Here is a 25,884-nt window from a genome sequence, read left to right on the forward strand (position 1 = left end):
GCTATAGGTGACAAATATAAAAAAAGAACTTATAAAACAATCGGTTGTTTTACATTTTATTTAAAAGAACCTCAAAAAATACGCAAAATAAAAACATTTAAAATATTTTTATATTCAATATTTTAAAAATAATTCATTCTGAAAATAATTTTAAAATAAAAAATAGCAATTCTACAGCCAATTGCTAAATTTCCCACAAAAAATGCAATATTAAAAAGTGACCTAAAATTCTTAAAAACAGGTCTATTTCGAAAGTTTAATCTTATTAAATAGAAATATATTTATCTAAATTTAAAATTTTGCTAAACATTGAAGCGAAAAAAAAGGTCGAAAAAGCACAAAAAAAGCAATCGGTTGCCAAAAAAAATGTTTTTAGTATAATGCTGTTATAAAGAATTACTTAGTGAACAGAATTTAAATTAATCCTGTTGATATTTATCTTTACAAGTGATAATATAAAATTTAAAATTTTGAAGTATTCTTGTAAGAAGAAAGATTCTCAAACAAAAAAGCCAGCTTACAATAAGCTGGCTTTTTAAGGGATATAAAAATGGTTTAATTTGTTATCAATATTCCTCCATTATGAGGTATATTGATTTCCACTTCTTTGTTTTTATTTATTTTAAAAGTGGTTACTCTCCCGTTTAGCTGATCGTCGTCTGTATAACAATTTACTGCTGTATTAGAATCCAGCATTCCTAATTTTAATTTTGTTTTCAATACTTTATTTTCAGCATTAATTCCCGCAATGTACCATTTGGAACCTTTTCTTCTCGCTAGTATTACATATTTGCCCGGATAGCCTTCTAAAAATCGAACCTCATCCCATATTGTTGGTACCTCTTTCATAAATTTTACAGCCCAATCAGGAGCATCCGATAGATTGTTTGGTGCTAAGGCAAAATGCTGTACGCCGCTTTGAAAAAGAACTGAAGCCGCTATTGCGAATACATCAGAAGTCATTCTTTTTGAACCTTTATTTGGAATATTATCGCTGTTGTAGAATTTATTTAAAGCACTTCCTCCAAAATCCATGCTTCCTACCGTGTTTCTAATAAAAGTGTGAGTTGCCGCATTTACCGCTTCGTTATCACAGCTTTGCTGTCCAAAATGTAAATTTTCGCTTGCTAGAACTGCTTCACTAGATGCAAAGTTTGGATACATACGTTCCCAGCCACGAGGCAGCGTGCAGCCGTGAAAAATAACCATTATTCCGAAATCATTGGCATCGGTTAAAATATCTTCATACAATTTCATGGTAACCTGCTTGTCTCCACCAAAAAAATCAACTTTAATACCTTTTATTCCAATGCTTTTCATCCATGCCATTTCTTTGCGTCGCATGCCTGCATTATCCATTAATCCTTTTGGTCCCTGCGGAGCGTCATTCCAATATCCATTTGAATTGTACCATAAATAAAGTCCAACACCTTTCTGCGTACCATATGCGGCTAATTCGGCTATTTTATCACGACCTATCTGCGTATCCCAAAGTGCATCAATTAAAATGGTTTCATATCCCATTAAAGCACTAAAATCAATATACTGCTTTTGTACTGGGAAAGTGGTATTGCTATCCATTTTCATAATCCAGCTCCAAGTACCTTTTGTGTATTGATATTCTTTTGAAGCTTGGTATTTTGGCTTAACTAAATCAAATGGAATAGTAGTTTCCACTATTGGCGCTAATGTTTCTCCAACGGTAATTGTCCTCCATGGAGTTTCTCCTGGAAGCGGAATTCCAGGTGAAGTTGTTCCGTTTCCGTTGTTTTCTCCCGCCATTGGAAATCCAATGGTATACAATCCGTTTTCATGGCCTATTAATCGGCTGGCACAATACCCGCTGTCTACGCCTGTTTCAGAAATTAAAACCCATCCGCTGTTATTTACTTTAAACAAACATGGAAATGTATAGCCATTTCCCCATCCGTTTTTTCCAACTGCATCATCAAGAGTGTATGAGGTTTCGTAACTAGGAGCTGTTCGGGCATATCCTGTCATTGGATTACTCTGCGGACACAAAAATGTAGTGGTTCCTTTAGGCATCAAAAAACCTGAAACTTCTTCCTGAACCACACAAGAAAGGGTTTCTTTCTGCGGATATACTTTATATTTAAATCCCAGATTATTATTGCTTACTCTAAATATGACATCAAAAGCAGATTTGCCATCTTTGGTAAACGAAAAAATGGCTTCATTTGCGGTATACTGAACGTTACTTTTTTTTATGTTGCGCAGCTGATAGGATTCGTTGATTGTATTCTGGCCGACATTTTTTTCTAACGTCAATCCAGAACTAAAATCTCCTGCGCTTGTTTTTAAACCAAGAGGAGATTTCTCGATGAAGGTTTTTTGATTATAAATGACAGTATATTCAGCCTTTCCGTTATTTACTGAAACCGATACGGCAAGTTTCCCGTCGGGGCTTTTTACTACGGATTGGGCGTTTAGCTGAAAGAAACTGACTAAACATAAAAAAATTAAACTTTTAAAATTCATAAAATTTATTTTTGGTTAATGGCTAGAACTTTTTTTTTGGAAAAAATACTTTTTTTAAATCATTATTTCGAAAACATCCAATAATCAAAATACATAATATTTTCAGCAGCTTTTCCTTTGTATATAAAAAAGAGATCATGCACTCCTGAAGTTTTTTTGACATTGGTTGTAACCAGAGCCCATCTGTCGTTTCCTCCTGTCATAGGAACTTCTACAGTTCCAATTAATTCACCATCAAGGCTGTCCAATCGTATTTCCATAGATACATTCCCGTTATGTGTAGTACCTACACGGGCAGTAAATTTTGAAGCACCCGATTCGCGAAAATCAACATCTCGTACTTTTGTATAGGCATTATTTTTCATGGCAGTAATGAATACACCAACTTCTTTATTCTGCATTGACTTTACGTCTTTTGACCAAGCTATAGTTTCTGCTTCTGACTTCACATACGGATTAAAAGCAGCGATTCCTTTTTTGATTCCCTCAGTCATATTCATTTCCTTGACTTTGCCATCCGAATTAAACTGGAGTTCTTCTACAGCTACAGATCTTGTAAAACCACTTCCGCCGGGCAATGCGCCATTATGGTAAAAGAAATAGGTTTTCCCTTTAAAATCTACTACACCAGGATGATTCGTAAAACTCTCTCCTTGAGTTGGCATTACAACGCCCTGATATTTCCATGGCCCAAGCGGACTTTTGCTTGTCGAATAGCCAATATGTTCCGAAATAGGACCTGCCGCAAAAAACAGGTAATACCATTTATTCCTTTTATAGAGCCATGGCCCTTCTTCGTAAGTAGTGGGTCTGCGTGGATCTTCTTTTCCTACGCGTTTTCCAAATGCTTCTACTGTGTTGGGAAATATCTGAATTTCATCATTATACGAAATCATGTCTTCATTTAATTTCACATAATGGCAAACTGGATTACCCCATAATAAATAGGCTTGGTTATCGTCATCAATAAAAACTGTTGGGTCAATATCGGCGCTGCTGTTTTGCACTAATGGTTTTCCTAACGGATCTATAAATGGCCCGTAAGGACTATCGGACACTGCTACGCCAATGCCGTTTTTACCTTGATTATCGGTAATTGGTGCGTACAAATAAAACTTGCCTTTTCTTTCGATGCATTGGATTGCCCAAGCATTCATTTTAGCCCAGCTAAAATCTTTATAGGATAATATGGCACCGTGATCGGTCCAGTTGACCATATCTTCTGTGGTATACAATTTCCAATCGTTCATGGTAAACCATGTAGAGTTTTCTTCGTCGTGCGATGTATATAAATACAGTTTGTTATGGTACACCATTGGAGCTGGATCTGCAGTATAACTGGTCTGTACAATAGGGTTTTGAGCAAAACCAAATATAGGAATTATCAATACTGCTAAAAATCTTTTTTTTATGAAATACATTATCTGATTGTTATTTAATTTAGGTTAAAAAACAGTAACCAACCTGATTCAAACCTCTTTGATTTACACTTTTTACTGCACGACAACTTTAAGCGTTTTAAGGTCTTTTGCTGCCGAACTAGTGCCATAATACACTTCATATTCGCCAGAAGTTACTTTCAGTCCCATCGTTGCTGCATCATAAAATTCAAATGAAGAAGCAGGCAAGTCTATAACCACATTTTCCTTATTTCCTGCTTCTACAGCAACACGCTGAAAAGCTTTTAATGTTTTTAAAGGTCCATCGGTATCATTTGCTTTTTTAACATATACCTGAATAATTTCGGTTCCGTCGCGTTTACTAGCATTTTGCAGCGGAATATGCAATTGAATGCTTTCATCTGATTTTATTTTGCTTTTACTCAATTTTCCTGTACCCACGATAAATTTAGAATAGCTTAATCCGAAACCAAAAGGAAATAATACATCGGTAGTATATCTGTAGGTGCGTCCTTTCATCGAATAGTTTTCAAAATCGCCCAATATTTCTGAATTTTTGTAGAAGGAAACAGGCAATTTTCCAGCAGGATTATAATCTCCAAAAAGCACATCAGCAACAGCTTGACCGCCAGATTCTCCCGGATACCATGCTTGTAAAATAGCATCGCAGCTTGATGTTTCTGGCGTTAAAGCAATTGCAGAACCCGAACAGTTTACAAAAACTACTTTTTTTCCTGCTTCTTTTAATGCATTTAAACATTTTCTCTGTACGGCTGGCAATTCTATATTGGTTCTGTCTCCTCCTTTAAAACCAGGATAAGAAACCGGCATTTCTTCTCCTTCAAGCAAAGTAGAAAGTCCTCCAACAAACACCACAGTATCAATGCCTTTTAATTTTTCAATTAAAGAAGCAAAGTTGATGTCAAATTCTTTTCCAAAATCAAACTCCAGATTCGCTTGCCAGTTGTTTGACTGTGCAAAATCAATTTCAATTTTATAGGTTTTTCCAGCTTCAACTGGAAATGGAATATTTCCTGGAACCGTTCTCCAATTTGTATATTTTGCAATAGATTTTCCATTAACCCATAATTCAAAAAATCCTGTTGCACCGGTTTTAAAAACAAGTGTATCTGTCGTTTTTGCGGTAAACTCCGTTTCGTATTTTGCAGAAAAGCCTTCTAATTTAACTCCAGAAGCAAATTCATGCTGTCCGGCTGTTGTCATTTTTATCGGATTGGTAATCTGAGTTGAAATAACGCTGTTTCCTTCTCTATTTGGATTGTTCCAATACGTGGCTTTCATTCCTTTTTTGCCTTCAAAAGAAATCTGATCAAAATAGCTTTGGTTGACTTTATCTTCTACCAGATCGCAGGCTTTATCATAAAAGATTTTATCCTGTCCTGTTTTGGATTCTATTCCTTCTTTGATTGTAATTGTTTTTACTGGCGTTCCGTTATAATTTCCCCATAACATCGGTTCGTTGGCAGCATTGGGTCCAATAACTGCGATTTTTTTTGATGTTTTGGACAATGGAAGAATATTGTTTTTGTTTTGCAACAATGTCATTGATTTCTGCGCCATTTCTAAAGCCAGCTGCTGATGCTCTTTACTATTAAGCACTGAGGGCGGAATCTGAGCCCATGGCACTATGGCATCGTCATCCATTTCTCCCAATTCAAAACGGCCTTCTAAGACGCGCTGCAAACTTTTGTTGATGTCTGCTTCTTTAATCAAATCTTTTTCAACAGCTTCGGGAAGATTTTTAAAAGGATAATTTTCCCAAACACATTCTACATCTGTTCCTGCCAAAACGGCTTTAGAAGCGGCATGCACCGCATCTGACGAAACTTTATGTGTGGTATAAAAATCGGTAACGGCACCACAGTCTGAAACGACCATATATTTATATCCCCATTCCTCTCTAAGAATGCGCTGCAATAATCGGGTATTGCTGCAGCAAGGCTCATCGTCCAGACGCTGATAGGCACACATTACTTCGCGCACGTCGGCTTCCTGCACCAATGCTTTGAACGCAGGAAGATAGGTTTCGTACAATTCACGCGGATTTACATTATTCAAATTCAATTCGTGTCTGCTCCATTCAGGGCCAGAATGCACGGCAAAATGTTTCGCACAAGCCAAAAGTTTGCGGTATTTGGCATCTGCAGGACCTTGCAATCCTTTTACAACCGACACTCCCATTCTGGAGGTTAAATAAGGATCTTCACCATAGGTTTCCTGTCCGCGTCCCCATCTTGGATCTCTAAAAATATTGACATTTGGCGTCCATACCGATAGGCTTAAAAAACGTTTGTTTTCGTTTCCATCTTTAATCCATTGGTTGTATTTGGCTCTTGCTTCGTCAGAAACCGCATCAAAAATGCGATATAACAATTGGTCGTCAAATGAGGCCGCCATTCCGATAGGTTCAGGAAAAACAGTCACATTATCATTGTTTGCATAACCGTGTAAGGCTTCGCTCCACCAATTAAATTTTTTAATGCCAAGTCTGGGAACAGCATCAGATTGATCGCACATTAGCGCTACTTTTTCTTCGAGCGTTAATCTTGAAATTAAATCTTTTGCGCGATCAGAAGAACTTAGCGAAGGATTCTTATACGGCAGCAGCTGTGCATTTGCACTAACTGCCGAAAACAGACTTATAACAAACCAATATCTTATTTTCATCGTTTTATACTTTTAGATGGTTTTGAAAGCTTTTCTATCAAGATTAATTCACTTCTAAAATTTTATCCTCCAGACGGAAATAATCAAAATCGGCAAAACCTCCTGCCGTTTTGGTAGCGTAATTAAACAAGCCAAATCGGTAGCCCATAAAATGCGGAATGGTGTATGGCATCTTGATTGGTTTTCCTATAACAATCCATTTTTTTCCGTCTAAACTGTAATAAAATCGTCCTTGATCGGCTTGGTTTTTAAAATTGCAATCCGCTTTAAAATATATTTTGTTCTGATTTAACAGCACACTTTCTATTTCTTTCGGATTTCCTTTTTCGGCATCTATCATGATTATTTTTTTTGCCCCTTGGTCCATTCTTACTCCAACCAAACCAAAATCTTTTTGCAGCAGCGAAAGTCCGGCAAAATCTCCTTCTTTCAGATTAGAAAGCTCCAGCATGGTAGTTCCAGAACATACTGGCCCAAAAGTTCTCTGAGTCAAAATGTTTTTTACCTGCGTAAAACTGCTGTCAATTCTAGATGTTTTTAGTCTCAAATAGCCTTTTCTTTCTTTAACCGACCAAGATGCATTATCTGGGTTATGATTCCATTGCCAAACCAACGGCAGATCATTTTCTCCATTTTTACGTGTAAATTCATCAGAATTTACAATTCCTGGCATTAGGCTTTTATTGGCGGGTAGGTCTAGATATTGAGGCACTTTTCCGTTTTCTCCCAAGATTGGCCAGCCGTTTTCCCATTTTACAGGAACCAGATACGGAATACGCCCTACGCCTCCAGCATCTCTAAACAAATACGAAAACCATTTGCCATCTGGAGTATCGATAAGTCCGCCTTGCGCAACGCCCAAATCCTGCATTCCGATCTTTCCTTCCCAAGGTCCTTCAATAGCATCTGCTCTGTGTATAATTACGGTACGCATGCCATTTTTGGGCCAGCAGATATTAAACAGATAATATTTTCCCTTAACTTTAAAAAGCTGCGATCCTTCTGCCGGAAGCATAATCTCGCTTTGTGCAGGCGCATTGGCATTTTCTATTAAAACTTTCTTGGTTTCTTCTTTTACTGCTGACAAATCCTCTTTTAATTCGACTATTTGAAGTTTTCCGCCTCCCCAAACCAGATAGACTTTGCCATTATCATCAAAAAAGAGAGAGTGATCGTGATAAGAATTGTTTAAGACAGTCCTTTTCCAAGGGCCTTTTTCAATATCTTTTGTAGAAAAAATATAGGTTTTGCATGTTGTTCCCGAAAAAGTGCTCACATAATACATTCCGTTATGATAGCGCAGACTGCTCGCCCAAGAACCTCTTCCGTAATCATTTTTGCCCTGATCCAGATTCAATCGGTCATCATTGTCTTCTAAGGTTTGGTATGCATAATTAACCAAATGCCAATTGACTAAATCGCTAGATTTCATAATCGGAACTCCGGGATTCATGTGCATGGTTGTACTGCTCATATAGTAAGTGTCCTTCACTCTGATTATCGATAAATCAGGCACATCTGCAAAAATAATAGGATTCTGAGCTTTGTCTTTTTGAGCCTGACTTGTCAAGATAGTCAAGGCAATCGCCAGAACCGTATATATAAAATCTTTTGTTTTCATAGTTGTATTTCGTTTTCTAAAAAATATCAGACGGGATTATTATATTTATCTAATAGCATAATTGTTTTTTTAACACATAGAAACATAGATTTTGTAAACTTTAAAAAAGTCGTTTCACTAATTTCAATTCACATAGCTATGTGTTAAAGCTTGCTTTTTTCTATAATCTCAAATAAAAGCAATAAAAAATCTATGTTTCTATGTGTTAAATTTTATTCTTACAACAGATATATTAATCTGTTACAATTCTAAGCTGGGCAAACTTTGGACTTACTTTCCCTTCTTTTACTAAAATTTTAATGTTCAGCACTTCGCTATTGTCTATTCTTATTTTGATTGTTTTTTTATCAGAAGCGATTAGTACTGCTGGCTTTTCATTAATCAAAATCGTACTATTATCGCTGTTGAATTCATCCAAAACATTGATCTGCAAAAACTGGCCTTTTTTGTTTTTATTCAGCATTTGATACGAAATATAGGAACGGGTATTGCGCCAAAACTTTCCATCCTCGTAACCCGAATTGCTTTTTTCTCCTTTATACAAATGGTCTACTTCTGGCTGCTGCTCTCCACAATTTATTTTATCTATTGTTTTGACTTCTAAAGCCATAGCTTCTTTTTCCTGTTGCTTCAATAATTCCTGCTTTTCCTTATATTCTTCTTTGGAGTAGGTTTGAAAATACATTTGATAACGGGCATCGTGCACTTCAAAAAAAGGTTCCAGTTCTAATGAGTCTAGACTATATCTTAAGTTTCCCGTTTCTTTAAGTTTCGAAATATAATCTGCTTTTTCTCCAACCAATGCATAAGCTTCATCAAGCGGCATAAATTTTCCTTTCGCCACATGTCCCATTCGGCTATCATCTGCATACAGACCATCTAATCCTTGTGTTGAAGTTTTGGCTGCCAGTACAATTGGCCCTTTTACAAAGGCGCTCCAATTCGATCCGTCTGGCAGATTTTCTAAATGCAGCGTTGTTTGAAATTGCACTGCTATTTTATCTCCCGATTTCCATTTTCTTGAAATCGCAACATATTCAGAAGATTTAGAGGTTATTTTTTGTTCTTTTCCGTTAATGAATATTTCAAAACTTTCGGCCCATCTTGGGTAACGGATATTCAAGGCGAAGGTTTTTGCTTTTTTAAGTTTTACAACTAATTCTGTCTGATTTTCATAAGGGAATTTTGTGGTTTGTTCGAGTTCTATGCCTTTTTCTTCCCATTTTAAAACCGACGGAATAAAAAGATTTACAAAAAGATCATTTTGCGAATGGCTGTAAATCAATTCTCCATATTTGGTATGATTTTCAAGTCCAGTTCCTACACAGCACCACATGCTGGTTTGAGACTGCGAATACACGCGATAATGATTGGGACGAATAGGTGTAAAATAAACAAAACCTCCTTTTTCGGGATGCTGGCTCGAAAGGATATGATTGTAAAGCGTTCGCTCGTAAAAATCCAGATAACGCACATCGTTTTTATCCAGAAATAAAGCTTTGGCAAGACGTTCCATATTGTACGAATTGCAGGTTTCTGGTCCTTCGTTTGACTTCACCATTCCGCTGAAATCGTTTATCGGATTAAAATGTTCCGAAACGCTATTTCCGCCAAATGCAACGGTTCTTTTTTGGGTCACATTATCCCAAAAATATTGTACTGCATCCGACCATTCTTTATTATCCGAAAGAACCGCAATTTTCTCAAAGCCAACTACTTTTGGTATTTGCGTATTGGCATGCAAGCCCGTCAGTTTATCTTCTTTTTGCAACAACGGATTTAAAAATGCTTTATGCGATAATTTCTCAGCCGTTTCGAGGTATTTTTTGTTTTTGGTAATGATATACAAATCGGCAAAAGATTCATTGATGCCGCCATGTTCTGTTGCTAAAACTTTCTGGATTTGTTCATCTGAAAGCGGACGGATTAATTCTATAAACCAATCTCCTAATTTGATTACGATCGCTTTGGCTTTCTCGCTTCCTGTATAATGGTAGGCATCAATAAGCCCAGCAAAAAGTTTGTGAATGTTATAGATTGGCACCCAAGTATTGTTCAATCCGAAACTGCTTCCGTCGATATCTCCTTTATGGATTCGATCCCAAAAAACTTTACCTTGCGGAATGCCTCCAACGTAACCATTGCCATTTTTATCCTGACAGCGCGCCAGTTCTGAAAGCATATAATCTAACCTATTTTTAAGTTCTGCATTTCCTGTCGAGGCATACATCATGGATAAGGCCGAAAGATAATGGCCGCCAATATGGCCGTCCAATCCTATGCTTTCCCAATTTCCGTAACGATCTGCTTTCGGCGGAAGCCCTGATTCTAATAAATAGGGCGCTAAAAGTTTATCTGGATCTAATGCTAAAATGTATTTAAGATCTACATCTTGTGCATTTTTAAATGGCCCCTCTTTTAGTCTTACTTCGCTTAAATCAAATAACTGCATTTGAGCTGATATTTTGGTTCCGATGAATAAGGCGAATAGGCAAAACAAAATTTTGTTTTTCATTATAGATTTGGTTTAAAGTTATAGAAGATACAAGATAAGATTTTCTCTTTTTCGTCATATATGCAAAATTTATTGAGATACTCGTTCACTTTCTGGGGCTCCTAAATACGAAGGTTTTAAACCTCCTGTATCGATTAGTATTTTTTGGAGCACAATTCCCGGATCTAAAACTCTGAAACGAAGCGTATGTTTTCCGGATTTCAGAATCCTATGTTTTGTTGTGGAATGAATCATGTGCTCTGCCTGCCATTTCCCTAATTCTCCTTTATAATGCCCGTTAAAATTGACTAGCTGCGGTTTTTCGCCATCAAAAGATATTTCATATCGAAGTCCTTTGTTGCTATTAAAATTAAGGGTTGGAGCTAGTAAAAGTTCGACATTGCATTCTCCCGATGAAGCAAAATCAATCTCGTATTCTACAAATATATTATCTTCTGCCGTAGGATAACCACTTTGCGGAAAGGTTGTAATGCCGCTCTGTGTTTTTCCAAAATCTGGAATTACTTCCCAATGTATTTTTTTAGAATTATTCATTTTAGAAAAATGTTCGGCATAAATAGAAACGTAACCGTCTTTTTCTACAAAAACTTTCGGAGATACTATTTCGCTATCCGACAGGTATTTTACATCTGGAAGAATATTTTTAGGACCATCATGCCAAGCTTTGTATCCTATGCGCATCTGATCCATCATGTGAGGCCATTTGCCTCCTGAAATCTCATTATTGTATTTGTTTTGAAGAATCGAATCGCGTTCAAACTTAATTTTAACCTCATCTGCATAATAATTGGCAAGACTATTTTTTTGTTCTGCCAGTTTCTTGTTTTTTGCTTGCGCGAAATACATTTCATAAAGATTGCAGCAGGCATCTATTGGATATAAAACCAGCTGAAAATAAGCGTATTTATATTCGTTAGGAAGTTCGTTGTAAATTCTATAAGCATCCAATGCCAAGTTTTTATAATCGTTTACAACAGTTTCAAACTCATTGTAGTTTTCTAATGAGTAAGTTTTGCTGTCCAGCATTTCTGGAGTCACACGGCGATTGAATTTTGGATAGGTATTTAATAATCTGGCAATTTCTTTAGAATATTTGCTTCCAAACTGCTCTGCTGTCCAGTTTTCCGTGTATTGGAAAAGATTCTGAGAGTTGAATTTTTTAGGACTCCAAGCCATATCTAAAAAGAAGCTGATTGGAAATTCCATTGGTTTTAAATCGCCAACATTAACGATCCATACTTTATCTACTCCATTTTCGTAGCTTAGGTTCATCTGTTCCCAAACTCTTTGTATTGGACTTATGTTAATCCATTTTGAATTTCTTGGTGCACCAACATAATCAAAATGATAATACATTCCGTATCCGCCTTTGTGCAAAGGTTTAGACAGATCTGGAAGTTTGCGGACATTTCCCCAGTTATCATCACAAAACAAAAGAATTACATCATCAGGAACGCGCATTCCCTGATCGTAATAATCTTGAACTTCTTTGTATAAAGCCCAGACTTGCGGTGTTTTATTGGCACTTTCACCCGTTTCTTTCTCAATAATTTTGCGTTGTTCTTTTACAATATTTTCTAGCAGACTTATATTGGTGCCTTCACTCATTGCTTCGTCTCCATCGCCACGCATGGCAATGGTTACGAGTTTTTCCCAGTTTTTGCTTCGCTGAATACCTGTTTTCCAGAATTCGTCTAAAACCGTTTTGTTTTTAGAATAATCCCAAATATTCGGCAAATTATTTTTTTTGATGTAACGTCTCCAATCGGTTTGTGCCAAAGCCATTGGTTCATGATGAGAAGTTCCCATTACGATTCCCATTTCATTTGCTAGAGGCCCGCTGGCTGCATCATCATCATAAAATGCATTGCCCCACATGGCTGGCCAAATGTAATTGCCTTTCAGTCTCAGGATTAATTCAAAAACTTTTTCGTAAAATTTGCTGTTGAAACCGCCAAAAGTAGCTTTTGCCCAACCGCTTAAGGCTGGCGCTTCGTCATTAAGAAAAATGCCTCTGTACTTTACGGCAGGTTCTCCTTCTGTGTACGTTCCTTTAATGAAGTAAATATTTTCTTTGTGTTTTACAGGCACATCAGCCCAATAATACCAAGGCGAAACGCCAATTTGTTTAGACAATTCATACACTCCATAAATGGTTCCGCGTTTATCGCTTCCTGCAATTACAAGCGCTTCGGCTACTCCTTTCAAAGGATTTTTAACCTCTTGTATGATGAATTTTTCATTCTTGCCTTTGAGTTCTTTTCCGTCAATTTTTTTTTGTTTAACTAAATCATCAATAACCGAATTAGATCCGATCATTCCAATAATAATGAGCGGTGACGAAACATTGGGATTTTGATTTAAAATAATGGGACGCTGCCCTGTAACTTTTTCAAAATCTAACTGAAGATTATTTACAGCACGCAAAACTCCCGCATCTAAATTTGAATTTACAAAAAAAGAAAGTGAAAGCGATTTTTCTTTCAGCACGAGAACATTCTGGCTTTTATCTTCTGTTATAAAGGGTTGAGCTTTAGACATCGTACTTACTAAAACAATAATAACTGTGCTTATAAATTTAAGGTAGGTTTTCATGAAATGCTTTTTATCAATTTGTATATCAAATTTTTAAATCTGCTTTTTTTATTTGAAAAGTAACTGTGAGTACAGAAATAAATCATGTCTCCATACTGGCCAAGTGTGTCCGCCAGGATATTCACTGTAGCTGTATTTAATGCCAAATTGATCGAATTTCTTCGTCATAATTTTACAGTTCTCGTAGGCTATATCTTCTTTTCCTCCCATCGAAATCCAGAAATTCTTTAGATTAGCATTAATAGTCTGTGCATTGTTTTTCATAAACTCATATTGAGGATCTGATAATTTTGGGTTGTTTGCCCACCAGCCTGAACTGAATACTCCTAAACTTGAAAACATAGCCGAATTTTGAATTCCGGCATAAAGCGTTTGCAGCCCGTCCATTGATAAACCGGCTAAAGCTCTATTTTTACTGTCTGCAGCCACTTTAAAATTGCTTTCTACAAAAGGTATTGCTCCGTTTTTCAGCTCGTTTTCAAATGCTTTTAATGTCTCTTCGCCAAAACCTGCAATACCGCCTGTATTTCCCATATTTCCGTCAAGCATTACAATAAGCATTTTCTTTGCTTTATTTTCTGCAATCAAATTATCCAAAATCAAATTTGCTTTTCCTTGAGTGCTCCATCCTCTTTGATCTTCGCCACCTCCATGCAAAAGGTATAATACAGGGAATTTTTCAGATGAAGTTTCGTATCCTGGCGGGGTATACACATACATCTCACGCCATGAATTGGTTCCTTTTGAAAAGTATTTCATTATCCTTACCTCGCCATGCGGAACTGCTTTTAATTCGTAAAAATCTCCATCTCTTTTCGGAATTTCAATTCCGCTTGCCATACGGCTCATGCCATAAAAAGTCTCGCTTGACGGATCTGCTACTGCCACGCCGTCAATTAAAAGCGAATAGTAATTAAACCCTCCATTTATTACATCGGTTGTAACATTCCACACGCCTTGTCCATCTTTCTGCATATCGTATTTTCGTCCCAAATCGATCTGCACTTTTGAGGCTTCTGGCGCATTGACTTTAAAAATCACTCTGTTATCTGGAAATATTTGAGGATATTTGGCATTGCGAATATTGGTTTGGGCTACAGTCCCTAAAACCGTATATTTTGCAAAACTTGATTCGTCAACAGGTTTGAACAATAATTGCGAAAACATGTATAAACCGTTTTTCCAAACTTTAAAATCATGAACACCTGGTTCTAGATAATAAATGTGAGGCACATTATTTTTATATAGATAATCGTGTGTGCGTTTGCTGTTTTCAAGAAGCCAGTCGTTATCTCCGCAAGAAATCCAAAGCAGTTTCAGTTTCTTTTTTGTTTCTTCAGGATTCGGCACTAATTCTTCTGTTTTCTTAGTGTTTGGAGCTGATGAAAAGCCTCCAATCCAAGCAAATTTATCTAAGCTTGTTAAACCGAAATTCAAAGACTGTCCGCCTCCCATAGAAAGTCCTGCAATGGCACGATGCTCTCTATCTTTGAAAACACTGTATTTTTTTTCGATAAAAGGAATTAAATCCTTCAACAAATCTTTTTCAAAATCTGAAAATGCCTGCACTTTGTCTGGCGCCATTATATTTCCTGTGGCGCTGTCATCTTTCATGGCTCTTCCGTTTGGCATAACCACAATCATGGGTTCTAATTTTCCTTCTGCATACAGATTGTCCAATATAATCTGCGGATTTCCTCCGTTTAACCATTCTTTTTCATCTCCTCCAATTCCGTGCAAAAGGTATAAAACCGAATATTTTTTGTTTTTAGCATATCCAGGCGGCGTATAAACCGTTGCTTTTCTGACCGTTCCAACTGTCTTTGACTCATAGCTCACTGTTTCTACTTTTCCTGCTGGAACTGCTGGATTTAGCTGGTCAAATCCAATTGGCGCCTGAACTATAAAAGGATCATTTGGATTATTGGATTTATATCCTAAAAGCGAAAGCATTTTTTCGGCATAACGTCTTCCTAATTCTCTATAGCCTGCCGGATTAAAGTGCAGGAAATCTGGAGCAACCGCACAGCCTTTTGAAGAAATTACATACGATGTTGGAATAGTCTGAGGCAAAGTTGCAATGATTTTGTTCATGCTGGCACATTTCCCGTTTTGTTCTTCATGAACTACTTCTCCAGAAAGCAGAGGCACTTTTTTAGGATCTAAGTTCAGGTCTTTCATCAGATTGTCGTACACTATTTTGACCTTTTTTGGCCATAATGTATCACCTGTATTAGATTCTCCCTGATGCAGTAAAATTCCTTTTATAACTCCTTTTTTTTGTGCAATTTTTGCCATTTCAACAAGTCTTGCATACGGACTGCCGTTATATTCTTTAATCATACCCAGCATCCAATCTGGCGCTGTTTTCATATAATTATCAAAATTATCTTTATCAAAAAGTTCTATTTTGCATCCTCCTACTGCAACATTTACCACTCCCACTTTTATATTTTTGGGAAGATTGGCAACCATAGTTCGTCCAAAATTGTCTGTTAGCGTCAATCCTGTTTTACATCGGCATAATGGCGGTATTGCGGTGTACCATTTTCCCATTTCGCGATTCAAATCTGGGCAGTTTACTGCTTCCAGAACCTGAAAACGAGGATCTACATTTAGTTTGTCTTCAGCTTCTATTGGAGCCGCGCCTTCCATATTGGACTGTCCAAAACTTAAATAAACATGAAAATTTGGATCTTGAGAATATCCCTTCTGCCCCATAAATAAAAGAACAGCAACTGCGAAAAATCTAATTATTGATTTCATGATATCTTGTTAAATTATTGTACTGCCAGAACAACTGGCCGATATATCTTTTTACTAATGGTTAACCCGTTGCGTGAAATTACTTTTAACCCATAGAATCATAGTCCCAAAGCATCATTAAAAAAGGCGTTTCACAATTTCAATTCACCTAGCTATGTGTTAAAGCTTGCTTTTTCGATAATCTTAAACAAAAGCAATAAAAATCTATGTTTCTATGTCTTAAAAATTAAATCTGTTTTATTTAAATAAATTTAAATCTATTACTTCACCCATTCTCTGATATCCTAACTCATTGGGATGCAAAAAATCGCCATCATGCATATTACCTAAAATGGTTTTAGCATCTTCTTTTGAAGCCATTTCTTTATCGAAATCTATTACCGCATCAAAATTGTTATTTCGAATCCATGCATTTACAATATCTCTCGCCTCTTGTTTAAAAGGCGCGTCGTAAAATGATTTTTGAAAAGGCAGAATCGTGCATCCGTAGACTTTTAAGCCTTTGGCATGCGCTTTTTGTATCATAATTTTATAAGCGTCTATAATTTCCTGTGCTTTTGCAGGAGCATCTTCAGCTCTTTTAATTCCGCCTATATCATTTATTCCTTCCAAAATTACAAGCCATTTCGCACCTGCTTGCGAGAGCACATCGCGATCAAAACGTTCTAGAGCCGTTGGTCCAAGTCCGCCTTTTACAACACAATTTCCTCCTATTCCTAAATTTAAGACTCCGATATTTTTAGTCGCTTTATTTGCCGCAAGTCGAGCTGCCAAAATATCGGTCCAGCGGTTTTGTTTGTTGGTTCCAGATCCGCGTCCGTCTGTAATGGAGTTTCCTAGACAAATAATATTAGAAGTATTTTTTGAGGCCACTACATCGAGTCCCATGATAGAATACCAATGATCTGTTTTTACTGCACCCGAAAAAATGTCATCGCTAATATGATCGCCTGGCAAAATATAAGAGGTTGTTCTCGAGCCAGGATGCCCGGATGTTTTTTCTGATGAAACTCCATAATAAATAGTGATGGCAAGAAGCTGACCTGATTTTAACTGAAAATTCAAGTCATCTGAAAATACCTCAGCTCCCGGCTGTACTATTATTTCTGGATTTCCATTAAAGCTGAGAATCTTTTGCGTGTATTTATCTATTGCTGGAGCTTCAAGCACATTGGCTATGCTTACCTTTTTTAAAACCGTTGGCTGATCACTAAATAAATTAGAGAAGCGCAGTCGAATACATTCTCCTCCAATCGAAACTTTTATAATTTGGCGCAATGTATTTTCGGCCAAACCTGGAGCTGGAGGCATATTGTGCGGTTCTACAAGCATTTGTGCACAAGCCCACGATCCTACCCAGTTTACTGAAGCCGACTTTCGAGAAGAATCTACTAATGTGTGATTGGTTTTACATGCTGTTATGAAAACAAAAAGCGGTAAAAACAATATATATTTTAAATATCTTTTCATATTTACTTTTAAAGTTTAAAAGATTCTATTCTATCTAAAAGTACATTAATAAAGCACTTCTTTGCTGGCTATTACTATTTTACATTTGAATTATTAGATGCAGTAGCATATAGTCCTATCAAAGCTCCTGTGAATCCGCCCGCAACATTTGTCGAAAGAATGTCTCCTGAAACTGGGGTTCCAAGGTTTTGAAAATCAACTCCGTTTAAAGCATAGCTAAACTGGTAATTGTCTCCTTCGGCTTTTACTTGCAAACGTAAAGTTCCTTTGATTTCTATTTTTGCGCTTGAAATAATTTCTGACTGTCCATTTTCAGTTCTTTCTAAAAGTACATAAGTATCTTTTCCTTTTTTTGTTACACCAAAAACATAGTTGTAGTGTTCGTTTTGCAGACACACGATTCCTGCCAGATCATTTTCAGATTCTGGTTTATACTCTAATCCTGTTGAAAAAGTAAAAGTATTGTGCTGCTGTCTGTAAAATAAAGTAGAAGTTGGCTTTAATTCTTTGATGTTTACTGGAAACGGATTAATCTGCAATCCTTTTTTAACCACAGAAATAAATTTTTCTCTTGGTCCTCTTAACCCGATCCATCTGTAATCTAATTTTTCTGAAGTAAAATTTTCTGTAAATGTAAAATTGCCATTAGGGAAAAATCCTTCTTTACCCGTTTTATTTACCACACCGTTTGGCATTTTTAATTTTGGCCCCATTGGAACTAATCCATTTTCAAAAACAGGAAAAGTGCCAGACCAGTCTACTGGCAGCATAAAGGTTTCGCGTCCTGCATTTACTCTATCTTTTTCATTTGGACGAATTCCTAAAAATACGCCATAATATTTGTTATCGGGCCCAAGTACCAAATCGGCATGTCCTGCCCAATCTACTTTGTTTGGTCTATTTTGAGGAAAATATCTTTGGGTTAAAATTGGGTTATTAGATGCTGGCTTGAAAGGTCCTTTTGGACTATCGCTGATAAAAACAACTTCGCTATGGTTTCCTCCTGTACCGCCTTCGGCACACATCAAATAATAATGATTGTCTTTTTTATACAAATGAGGCGCTTCAATCCAAATTGGTTTTTTAGAAAGATCGACTCCGCCATCTACTATAATTTTATCGGTACCCGGAATTACCTGATCTTTTTCCAAATCATATTCCCAAACTTTAATTACACGATGCCCAACGTACAATTCTTTTCCTTTATCAGGAGCATCGTTATGCACCACATACCCTTTTCCGTTATCATCGAAGAAAATAGACGGATCAATTCCGTTAAATGCTAATTTAATTGGGCTTCCCCATCCTTTTTTGGGATCTTTAGTTTTCACAATGATATTACCTAAACCGCCTGTAAATGCAGTAACAATCATATAGAAGGTGTCATTGTGAGGATTATAAGTAATTCCCGGTGCGTAAACACCTGCACTGATTCCTGTATCGTGAGGATTAAATTCTGAAACGTTATTTAATACGCCTCCTAAATCAGTCCAGTTTACTAAATCTTTAGAATGAAAAATGGGCACTCCCGGAAACATGGCAAATGAAGAGCATACCATATAAAAATCGTCTCCTTTTCTAGTAATGGCAGGATCAGGATAACATCCTTGAAGAATTGGAGAATAAAACTCATCTTCTTTTAATGGATTGTTTTTATAAATCTGGTCATCTCCTTTGTATACAACATTTGAAAAAATGGGTGATTTTCCATTTTTTATTTTTTTTGTATTATTCTGCGCCTGCATAAGCAGTGAACACAGCAGTATAACTGCAGGTAAAAAAAAGGCTCTTTTATTGTTCATGTTCATTATTATTAATAAATATTTTGAAAAATAGTAAAAAGCCGAGAGCATGACTCTCGGCCCCAACCAAACTAACTTAGATCGTAATAGAAGTTACTTGTAAGATTAACACTATTATGAATGCTAGTTTAATAAATGAAATTAATATCCTGGATTTTGATAAGCTGTTTTTTCTGCTGCAGACATTTCCATTCCGTCCAGCTGTCCTTGTGGAATAGGTCTTAGATAATGATGCACATCAATAGTTCTGGTTACAACTTCAGGTGTATGCTGTCCATAATTAGATCCTCCGATAGAATACTTACCAGCAATTTCATTCCATTTTTGTGTTCTCACTAAATCATACCAGCGGTAACCTTCTCCAAAAAATTCACGTGAACGTTCTGCAAGAATATAATTTATATCGATTACAGCAGGAGTGGCACTTGTCATGGCAGCACTATTATCTTGTATTTTAGCTGTATTTCCGTTATTGTCCCATTTCCATTTTCCTGCTCTGGCTCTTAATACGTTTACAAGTGATCTTGCCGTTAAAGATCCTGTTGCGCCTTTAACTGCTGCTTCGGCAGCTACAAGATATAATTCAGAGAATTTTGCTACTGGAAATGGTCTTGTGCTTCCTGCATTAGGTTGTCCAAGTCCGCCCGCATTATCTGTTCTGTATGGTCCAAGTTTCCAGAAACCTGGGTATACAATTCTGCTGATACCTTTTGGAGAAATTACATAATCTGCTCTTCCTGGCAGTACTCCGGCTCCAATTCCGCTGTCTCCTTGTCCAGAAGGATACGTTATAGCCGTTGCAGGCTCGTCATTAAGGAACGTTAAAACTGCATCTCCAGGTTTAATTGTCAAACCATTAGCATTCGTTAAAGTAGCAACGCCTGTAAGACCTGTTCCCTGAAGATTCCAATTGCCTCTGTAAACAGTTGCGAATGTTCCATCGTATCTAGAATCATTGGTTTTATCAGCAAAAGTGTTGGTGAAAACTTCGATTGGCGGTGCCATTCTTGTCCACGGACGTCCTAGAAATTGGTTTGCTTCTCTTTGAACAGAAGATACTGCAGCAGTTCCGTTTTTACTTCTAATAGCGGTATAATTCCAAGTCACCATCCAGCCTGAAAAGTTATCTGGGGCACCACCGCTACCATACGTAAGACTGGCTCCATTATAATATTCGCTTTCCTGCGTATGATCTGCAAAAAGCATTACTTCTTTGTTTCTGTCATTTGCACCCGCATTAACATCATAATATGAGTCAAGCAATCCATAAGAACCTGGATTATTTATTCCTTCAACAGCCACATCGTAGGCTTTTTGAAAGTACCATTGCGCATTATGTCCATCAGGATCTGTTCTTGGAGCATCTGGATAGGTTGGTATATTGTTAGGATTTTGCAACCACCAAGCATACGTTAGGTACGCTTTAGCTAAAAATAAACGTGCTACCGTTTTGGTTACTGTACCGGTCAATCTTGGTGCATCAGGAAGATCATTAACTGCTGTTAATAAGTCTGGGAAAATGGCTTTTGTATATACTTCAGGAACAGTATTACGTTTAGAATATCGTGATGGTTTACTATTAAATTTTAATTCACCAGCTCCTAAATCCAATGGTACACCGCCAAAAGTCTGAACAAGCAGAAAATAATCAAATCCTCTAAAGAATTTAGATTCTGCAATTAAACTGCTGGCAACTCCTACTGCTGCTCCATTCTCAATAATACCACTGGCGGTATTGATATCATAATAAGAGTTATTCCATAAAACATCTGAACGGCTTGAAGTTGGATTAATAATCCCTACTCCAGATAAATCGTGATCTTTAAAATTACCGTCTGCACTCTGCGCGTAAGTTGCTTCATCTGTTCCTGTCTGGCAGGCATTATAAAAATAAGCTTGTCCGTAAATCCAGCGTAAATGTGCGTAATGAGAAGTTAATCCTTGTTTAACTCCTTGTTCTGTTTTAAAGTAACCTGGTTCATAAAAATCATGAGGTTTTTCTTCTAATATATCTGAACAGCCAGCTAAGGAGAATAAAACCGCTGACCCTATAATTAAATTTTTAAAAATATATCGTTTCATGTCTGCGTCTGATTAAAATGTTAAATTAAGCCCAAGTAAATAATTTCTGGTTGTAGGTGTATTGGTACCGATAACCGAAAATCTTCTTTGATAAGATGCAACAGCCTGATTTTCATCTCCAAATGAATTTGTTTCAGGATCCATTCCCGATTTATCATGATAAGGAGAGAATAAAACAAACGGGTTCTGTGCTGTGAAGTATAATCTTAATTTGTCTATTCCTAAGTTTCTTGTAAAATTCTGGTCGATAGTGTAGCCTAAAGTAAGCGCTCTAATTTTTACATACGAGGCGTCAAAGTAGCCCATAGTTGACATGTACTTCGGATTATCACCACTTCTAATTCCTCTTGGGTTCGGGAATTCTGCATCTCTATTATCAGGAGTCCAATAATCTACATCGACATTGCTTCTTCGTCCGTTTAATAAGTTCATATAACTTGCTCCTCCATAAAGTGTACTAATTAATACACCACCGCTTTTAAAGGCTCCTACTGCATTAAAATCAAACCCTTTATACGTTACATTCGTGTTAAAACCGCCCTGAAAATCTGGATCTGTTTCAATAATCTGGCGGTCGCTTGCATTTATAGCGCGTGTTGGCGAACCATCTGGATTATATTCTCCTGTATATTTCACTTTAATAGATCCTACAACGGTTCCCTGCTGGTTAATACCCGTAGGTCCTGGCTCATAAATTGACATATAGGGATCGCCTTCCTGCCAGATTCCCACTTTTTGGTAATCATAAATAGAGTTGATATTATATCCTACGAACCAGTTGTTGGCTTCATCACGGCTGGCTCCAGAAGCTAGAGCCACCAGTTTGTTTTCATTTTTATAGAAGTTAACCCCTACTGTCCATGTCACACCATTAGGATTATCTAAAATAACTCCGTTTAGTGAAATTTCATATCCTTTATTTTCTGTTTCTCCAACATTTGCCACATAGCTGCTCACACCAGAAGTTGCTGGAAGTCCCACACGCTGAAGTAAATTTTTGGTATTGGTTTTATAATATTCAACTGTACCCGATAAGCGGTTGTTGAAGAATCCGAAATCTAAACCGTAGTTCCATGTCGTTGAAAACTCCCATCCTAAGTTAGGATTTGGCAGCTCTGTAACATATACACCCGTTGAATTAGTGCTGCCAAAATTGTAAGGTCTTGTACTTAAAGCTCCTAAAGTGGCATACGGAGATACCGCTTGATTGGATGTTTCTCCATATCCAGCTCTCAATTTCAGTAAACTAATATTTTTAACATTTTTAAGGAAAGACTCATTTGAAAGCGTCCAACCTGCTGAAACTGCTGGATAAGTCACCCATTTGTTCCCTGGAGAAAGTCTTGAAGATCCGTCAGAACGAACTGTTCCTGATATGAAATAACGATTATCATACGAATACATTAACCTTGCCATGTAAGAAGTTAATCCCCATTGTGTATAATCCTGATCGGCTGGGTTGATAACCGCTTCTTCTTCACTCTGTCCTAAATTATAAAACTGGAAGGCATCAGATGTAATACCGTTTCTAGTTACTCTTGAACTTTGTCCTGTATATTGTTCATTTGAATACAATCCGACAAAATTTATAGTATGTTTCTGGGCAAAGGTTTTATCGTACGTTAGCAAGTTTTCCAAAAGCCATTGTGTAGACCATCCGTTAGTAATGGCCGCATTCGAAAGTGTTGCGGGATTTACATCAAAAACTCCTTGTCCTTCATAATATCCTGAATTGGATGTACGGAAATTCAAACCTGTATTAAGTCTGTATTTTAAACCGTCAATACCCGGAATTTTTACTTCTGCAAAAATATTATTATACGAGCTGAAAGCACGGTTTAGGTTCACGTACGCATCTCCTAGATTTTTTATAGACTGTCTGGTATAAACCCACTGATCATCGGCTGCCATACTCACAGTTCTTCTTAAAGAACCATCTGCATTATATGGATTTGCAAGAGGCGAAGTTGCTAAAATAGTACCTGTACCAATATTATCGCCATTTGTAATACTGTAATTACTATTGGTATTGAATCCTATACGTATTGATCTGTTAAGCTGCTGATCTAAACCTGCTCTCAGACTAAAACGCTCATAGCTTTGACCCGGAAGAACAGATTCTTCTTTATAATATCCTAATCCTGCATTATACGCTCCTGCTTCGGTTCCTCCAGAAACGCTAACATCGTGACTGATCATTTCTCCTGAACCATAAAGAAGATTCTGCCAGTCAGTATTTGTGCTGCGGGATTCATTTACACCATCTACATAAAGACCTGTGTAATCACGCAGTGCTGCAAATTTTTGTCCATCCATCATAGGATATTTAGACCATGCTTGTTTGATACCGCTGAATCCGTTGTAATTAAATGTGGCTTTCTGGTTTTTACGTCCTTTTAAAGTGGTTACGAGAATCACACCATTTGCACCTCTTGAACCATAAATTGCAGTTGCCGAAGCATCTTTTAGAATGTCTACAGATTTAATATCGGAAGGATTTATGTCTCCAATTGATCCTGCAAAAGGTACTCCATCTAATACTACCAACGGATCGTTACTTCCTGTTAATGATCTGGTCCCTCGTATTCTGATCTGCATTGCGGCTCCAGGTTTAGAAGAAGTCTGTGTCATTTCAACTCCAGGAAGTCGCCCTTGAAGTGCTTGAGTAATGTTGGCCGCAGGAACTTCATTTAATTCTTTCCCGCCAAGAGAAGCAACAGATCCTGTAACAGCTTCTTTAATTTGTGTACCGTATCCAATTACTACTACTTCTTTTAAGTTATTGGCATCTTCTTCAAGCTTTACATTTATATTTTTCTGCCCGTTTACGGGTACTTCTACACTTTTTAATCCTATGAAACTAAAAATAAGTACTCCGTTGGATGGTACATTTATAGAATAAGTACCATCAAAACTAGTACTTACTCCGTTTTTAGATCCTTTTAAATTAACATTAGCTCCGGGAATCGGTCCGCTATCATCAGTTACCGTTCCAGTAACTGTCGTCTGTGCTTTAGATTGAAATGAAAACGCAAACATCAGCATAAAAAAACACAAACATTTTAAATGTCTCTGTTTACTTGCAGTAAAATGGTTAGTCATAAAAATTGATTTAATTATTAATTGGTTTTGTTAGTAAGTTTTTACCTTATATAAGGAGATAAAATAAAACCACCTTTATAAGTGTATTTATTACAAATATAAAAATTTATTTATCACACACAATCGGTTGTGTAAATTATTTTTTATTGAATAAGAAAAAAAAGGATAAAAAAAAGATGTTAATCGTATAATTAAACATAAAATATTGAAAATATATCAAATTCCACTAAAACGTTGTAGTAATATTTAGGAATAACAAAAGGATTATTCAATATTCTTAAAGAAACTATAAAATTGAAGATGTAAGTACTTTTTCTGTACAATTTGAAAGTTTGTAATCATTGTAAGCAATGATTGTATATAATTTTACAGTTAAATATTACAATTTTAAAGATGACTTATGTTTATAAGACATATGAGAGGCAAACAATCGATTGCTCAGAAAGTTTCATTGAAATAAATGAAAAAGAAATCTTGAATAGAAATATATAAGGTGAAATTTGAATGGAGATTATTCTGTCACCTCTATGTAATTTTGAAAGAAGTATTTAAATGATATATAAGTAACGTTCTTTAACTATCAGATTGAGTAATCTAAAATTTTATTGCAGAAACTAATTCTTTAAAATATAAAATTGAACTTGACATTCCAAGTTACTTCATTTTTTGGCACATTTAAACTGTAAAATTTAGCAGCTCGATAGGATACGCCTTCTTCTTTTTCATCCAAACTTTGCACCAATCTTCTCTGCAGGATCTTCCTTCTAAAATTGACCTTATTAATCTGAATGCCTAAAATCTCTTCATACAAATTAACAACCTGAAGTAAAGTAAATTTTTCTGCTAAAAGATTAAAACCTATTGCACTGCAGCAAATATTCTTTTTTAGTTCTTTAAGACTAAAATCCAACATCATTCTATCGTTCGCATCTAATTGAGTTACAGTGTTAGCTTCAATCCAAATTAGGTTCGAATGCAGCTCCTGCTCCTCTTGAGCTTTTTCTTTCCTTACCATTGCATAATATACAATAGAAATATTTTCTTGTACTAATGAAGAATGATGACCAAATGCTTTTAATTGATCTAAAAAGAAATCATCTGAAGAAATATATCTTCTCAATATCTCTTGTGCTGTTTGAAGCATTGGCATTTCATTTAATCCAGCACTCGGTAATTTCCATTTGTGATTATCAAAATCGCTTTCATTTTTGATTAGTAAAACTTTTAGCTTTTTGTCTTCAAAACAAAATATTACACAGTTTATTTCTATCTTATTTTCACGATATGAATTGCGGCACATTCCCTCTTCTGACTCTTCTTTTTTCATAGAAAATAAAATTAAAA

At 36.4% G+C, this 25,884-nt stretch carries 12 protein-coding genes; all 12 read right to left on the minus strand.

The window, feature by feature from the left end; genetic code table 11:
- Positions 1–555: 555 nt before the first annotated feature.
- The 12 genes from P2W75_RS13890 to P2W75_RS13945 all read right to left on the minus strand — a co-directional run bounded on the left by P2W75_RS13890 (position 556) and on the right by P2W75_RS13945 (position 25,867).
- Positions 556–2,499 (minus strand): glycoside hydrolase family 97 protein, encoded by a 1,944-nt coding sequence (locus P2W75_RS13890; protein WP_276380909.1) that lies wholly within the window; start codon positions 2,497–2,499, stop codon positions 556–558.
- A gap of 62 nt (positions 2,500–2,561) precedes the next feature.
- Positions 2,562–3,920 carry a glycoside hydrolase family 43 protein gene (locus tag P2W75_RS13895; RefSeq protein WP_276380910.1) on the minus strand — a complete coding sequence of 453 codons (1,359 nt, stop codon included), beginning with the start codon at positions 3,918–3,920 and terminating at the stop codon, positions 2,562–2,564.
- 72 nt (positions 3,921–3,992) lie between these two features.
- Positions 3,993–6,587: a xylan 1,4-beta-xylosidase gene (xyl3A, locus tag P2W75_RS13900; RefSeq protein WP_276380911.1), complete on the minus strand. Its 2,595-nt coding sequence runs from the start codon at positions 6,585–6,587 to the stop codon at positions 3,993–3,995.
- Between the two features lie 43 nt (positions 6,588–6,630).
- Positions 6,631–8,208: a glycoside hydrolase 43 family protein gene (locus tag P2W75_RS13905; RefSeq protein ID WP_276380912.1), complete on the minus strand. Its 1,578-nt coding sequence runs from the start codon at positions 8,206–8,208 to the stop codon at positions 6,631–6,633.
- A 232-nt stretch (positions 8,209–8,440) separates the two neighbouring features.
- On the minus strand, positions 8,441–10,723 hold the full coding sequence (locus P2W75_RS13910; RefSeq protein WP_276380913.1) for a glycoside hydrolase family 127 protein: 2,283 nt from the start codon (positions 10,721–10,723) through the stop codon (positions 8,441–8,443).
- Positions 10,724–10,792: 69 nt separating this feature from the next.
- Complete coding sequence (locus P2W75_RS13915; protein WP_276380914.1) at positions 10,793–13,318, minus strand: glycosyl hydrolase 115 family protein; 2,526 nt, start codon at positions 13,316–13,318, stop codon at positions 10,793–10,795.
- A gap of 48 nt (positions 13,319–13,366) precedes the next feature.
- Positions 13,367–16,084: an alpha/beta hydrolase-fold protein gene (locus tag P2W75_RS13920; protein ID WP_276380915.1), complete on the minus strand. Its 2,718-nt coding sequence runs from the start codon at positions 16,082–16,084 to the stop codon at positions 13,367–13,369.
- Between the two features lie 237 nt (positions 16,085–16,321).
- Positions 16,322–17,554 carry an SGNH/GDSL hydrolase family protein gene (locus P2W75_RS13925; RefSeq protein ID WP_276380916.1) on the minus strand — a complete coding sequence of 411 codons (1,233 nt, stop codon included), beginning with the start codon at positions 17,552–17,554 and terminating at the stop codon, positions 16,322–16,324.
- Between the two features lie 74 nt (positions 17,555–17,628).
- Positions 17,629–19,356, minus strand: a complete 1,728-nt coding sequence (locus P2W75_RS13930) for a glycoside hydrolase family 43 protein (RefSeq protein ID WP_276380917.1) — start codon at positions 19,354–19,356, stop codon at positions 17,629–17,631.
- A gap of 141 nt (positions 19,357–19,497) precedes the next feature.
- Positions 19,498–21,438, minus strand: a complete 1,941-nt coding sequence (locus P2W75_RS13935) for a RagB/SusD family nutrient uptake outer membrane protein (RefSeq protein WP_276380918.1) — start codon at positions 21,436–21,438, stop codon at positions 19,498–19,500.
- Between the two features lie 12 nt (positions 21,439–21,450).
- On the minus strand, positions 21,451–24,540 hold the full coding sequence (locus P2W75_RS13940) for a TonB-dependent receptor (protein WP_207297357.1): 3,090 nt from the start codon (positions 24,538–24,540) through the stop codon (positions 21,451–21,453).
- Between the two features lie 622 nt (positions 24,541–25,162).
- On the minus strand, positions 25,163–25,867 hold the full coding sequence (locus P2W75_RS13945) for an NUDIX hydrolase (RefSeq protein WP_276380919.1): 705 nt from the start codon (positions 25,865–25,867) through the stop codon (positions 25,163–25,165).
- Positions 25,868–25,884 lie beyond the last annotated feature (17 nt).

The sequence above is a fragment of the Flavobacterium sp. H4147 genome, from assembly GCF_029360735.1.
GTDB lineage: Bacteria > Bacteroidota > Bacteroidia > Flavobacteriales > Flavobacteriaceae > Flavobacterium > Flavobacterium endoglycinae.

What these genes read in the sequence shown, in the direction of transcription:
- P2W75_RS13930 (WP_276380917.1), bottom strand. Translation starts at nt 19,356, where the DNA reads ATGAACAATAAAAGAGCCTTTTTTTTACCTGCAGTTATACTGCTGTGT.
- P2W75_RS13905 (WP_276380912.1), bottom strand. Translation starts at nt 8,208, where the DNA reads ATGAAAACAAAAGATTTTATATATACGGTTCTGGCGATTGCCTTGACT.
- P2W75_RS13910 (WP_276380913.1), bottom strand. Translation starts at nt 10,723, where the DNA reads ATGAAAAACAAAATTTTGTTTTGCCTATTCGCCTTATTCATCGGAACC.
- P2W75_RS13915 (WP_276380914.1), bottom strand. Translation starts at nt 13,318, where the DNA reads ATGAAAACCTACCTTAAATTTATAAGCACAGTTATTATTGTTTTAGTA.
- P2W75_RS13890 (WP_276380909.1), bottom strand. Translation starts at nt 2,499, where the DNA reads ATGAATTTTAAAAGTTTAATTTTTTTATGTTTAGTCAGTTTCTTTCAG.
- P2W75_RS13935 (WP_276380918.1), bottom strand. Translation starts at nt 21,438, where the DNA reads ATGAAACGATATATTTTTAAAAATTTAATTATAGGGTCAGCGGTTTTA.
- P2W75_RS13920 (WP_276380915.1), bottom strand. Translation starts at nt 16,084, where the DNA reads ATGAAATCAATAATTAGATTTTTCGCAGTTGCTGTTCTTTTATTTATG.
- P2W75_RS13925 (WP_276380916.1), bottom strand. Translation starts at nt 17,554, where the DNA reads ATGAAAAGATATTTAAAATATATATTGTTTTTACCGCTTTTTGTTTTC.
- P2W75_RS13895 (WP_276380910.1), bottom strand. Translation starts at nt 3,920, where the DNA reads ATGTATTTCATAAAAAAAAGATTTTTAGCAGTATTGATAATTCCTATA.
- xyl3A (WP_276380911.1), bottom strand. Translation starts at nt 6,587, where the DNA reads ATGAAAATAAGATATTGGTTTGTTATAAGTCTGTTTTCGGCAGTTAGT.
- P2W75_RS13940 (WP_207297357.1), bottom strand. Translation starts at nt 24,540, where the DNA reads ATGACTAACCATTTTACTGCAAGTAAACAGAGACATTTAAAATGTTTG.
- P2W75_RS13945 (WP_276380919.1), bottom strand. Translation starts at nt 25,867, where the DNA reads ATGAAAAAAGAAGAGTCAGAAGAGGGAATGTGCCGCAATTCATATCGT.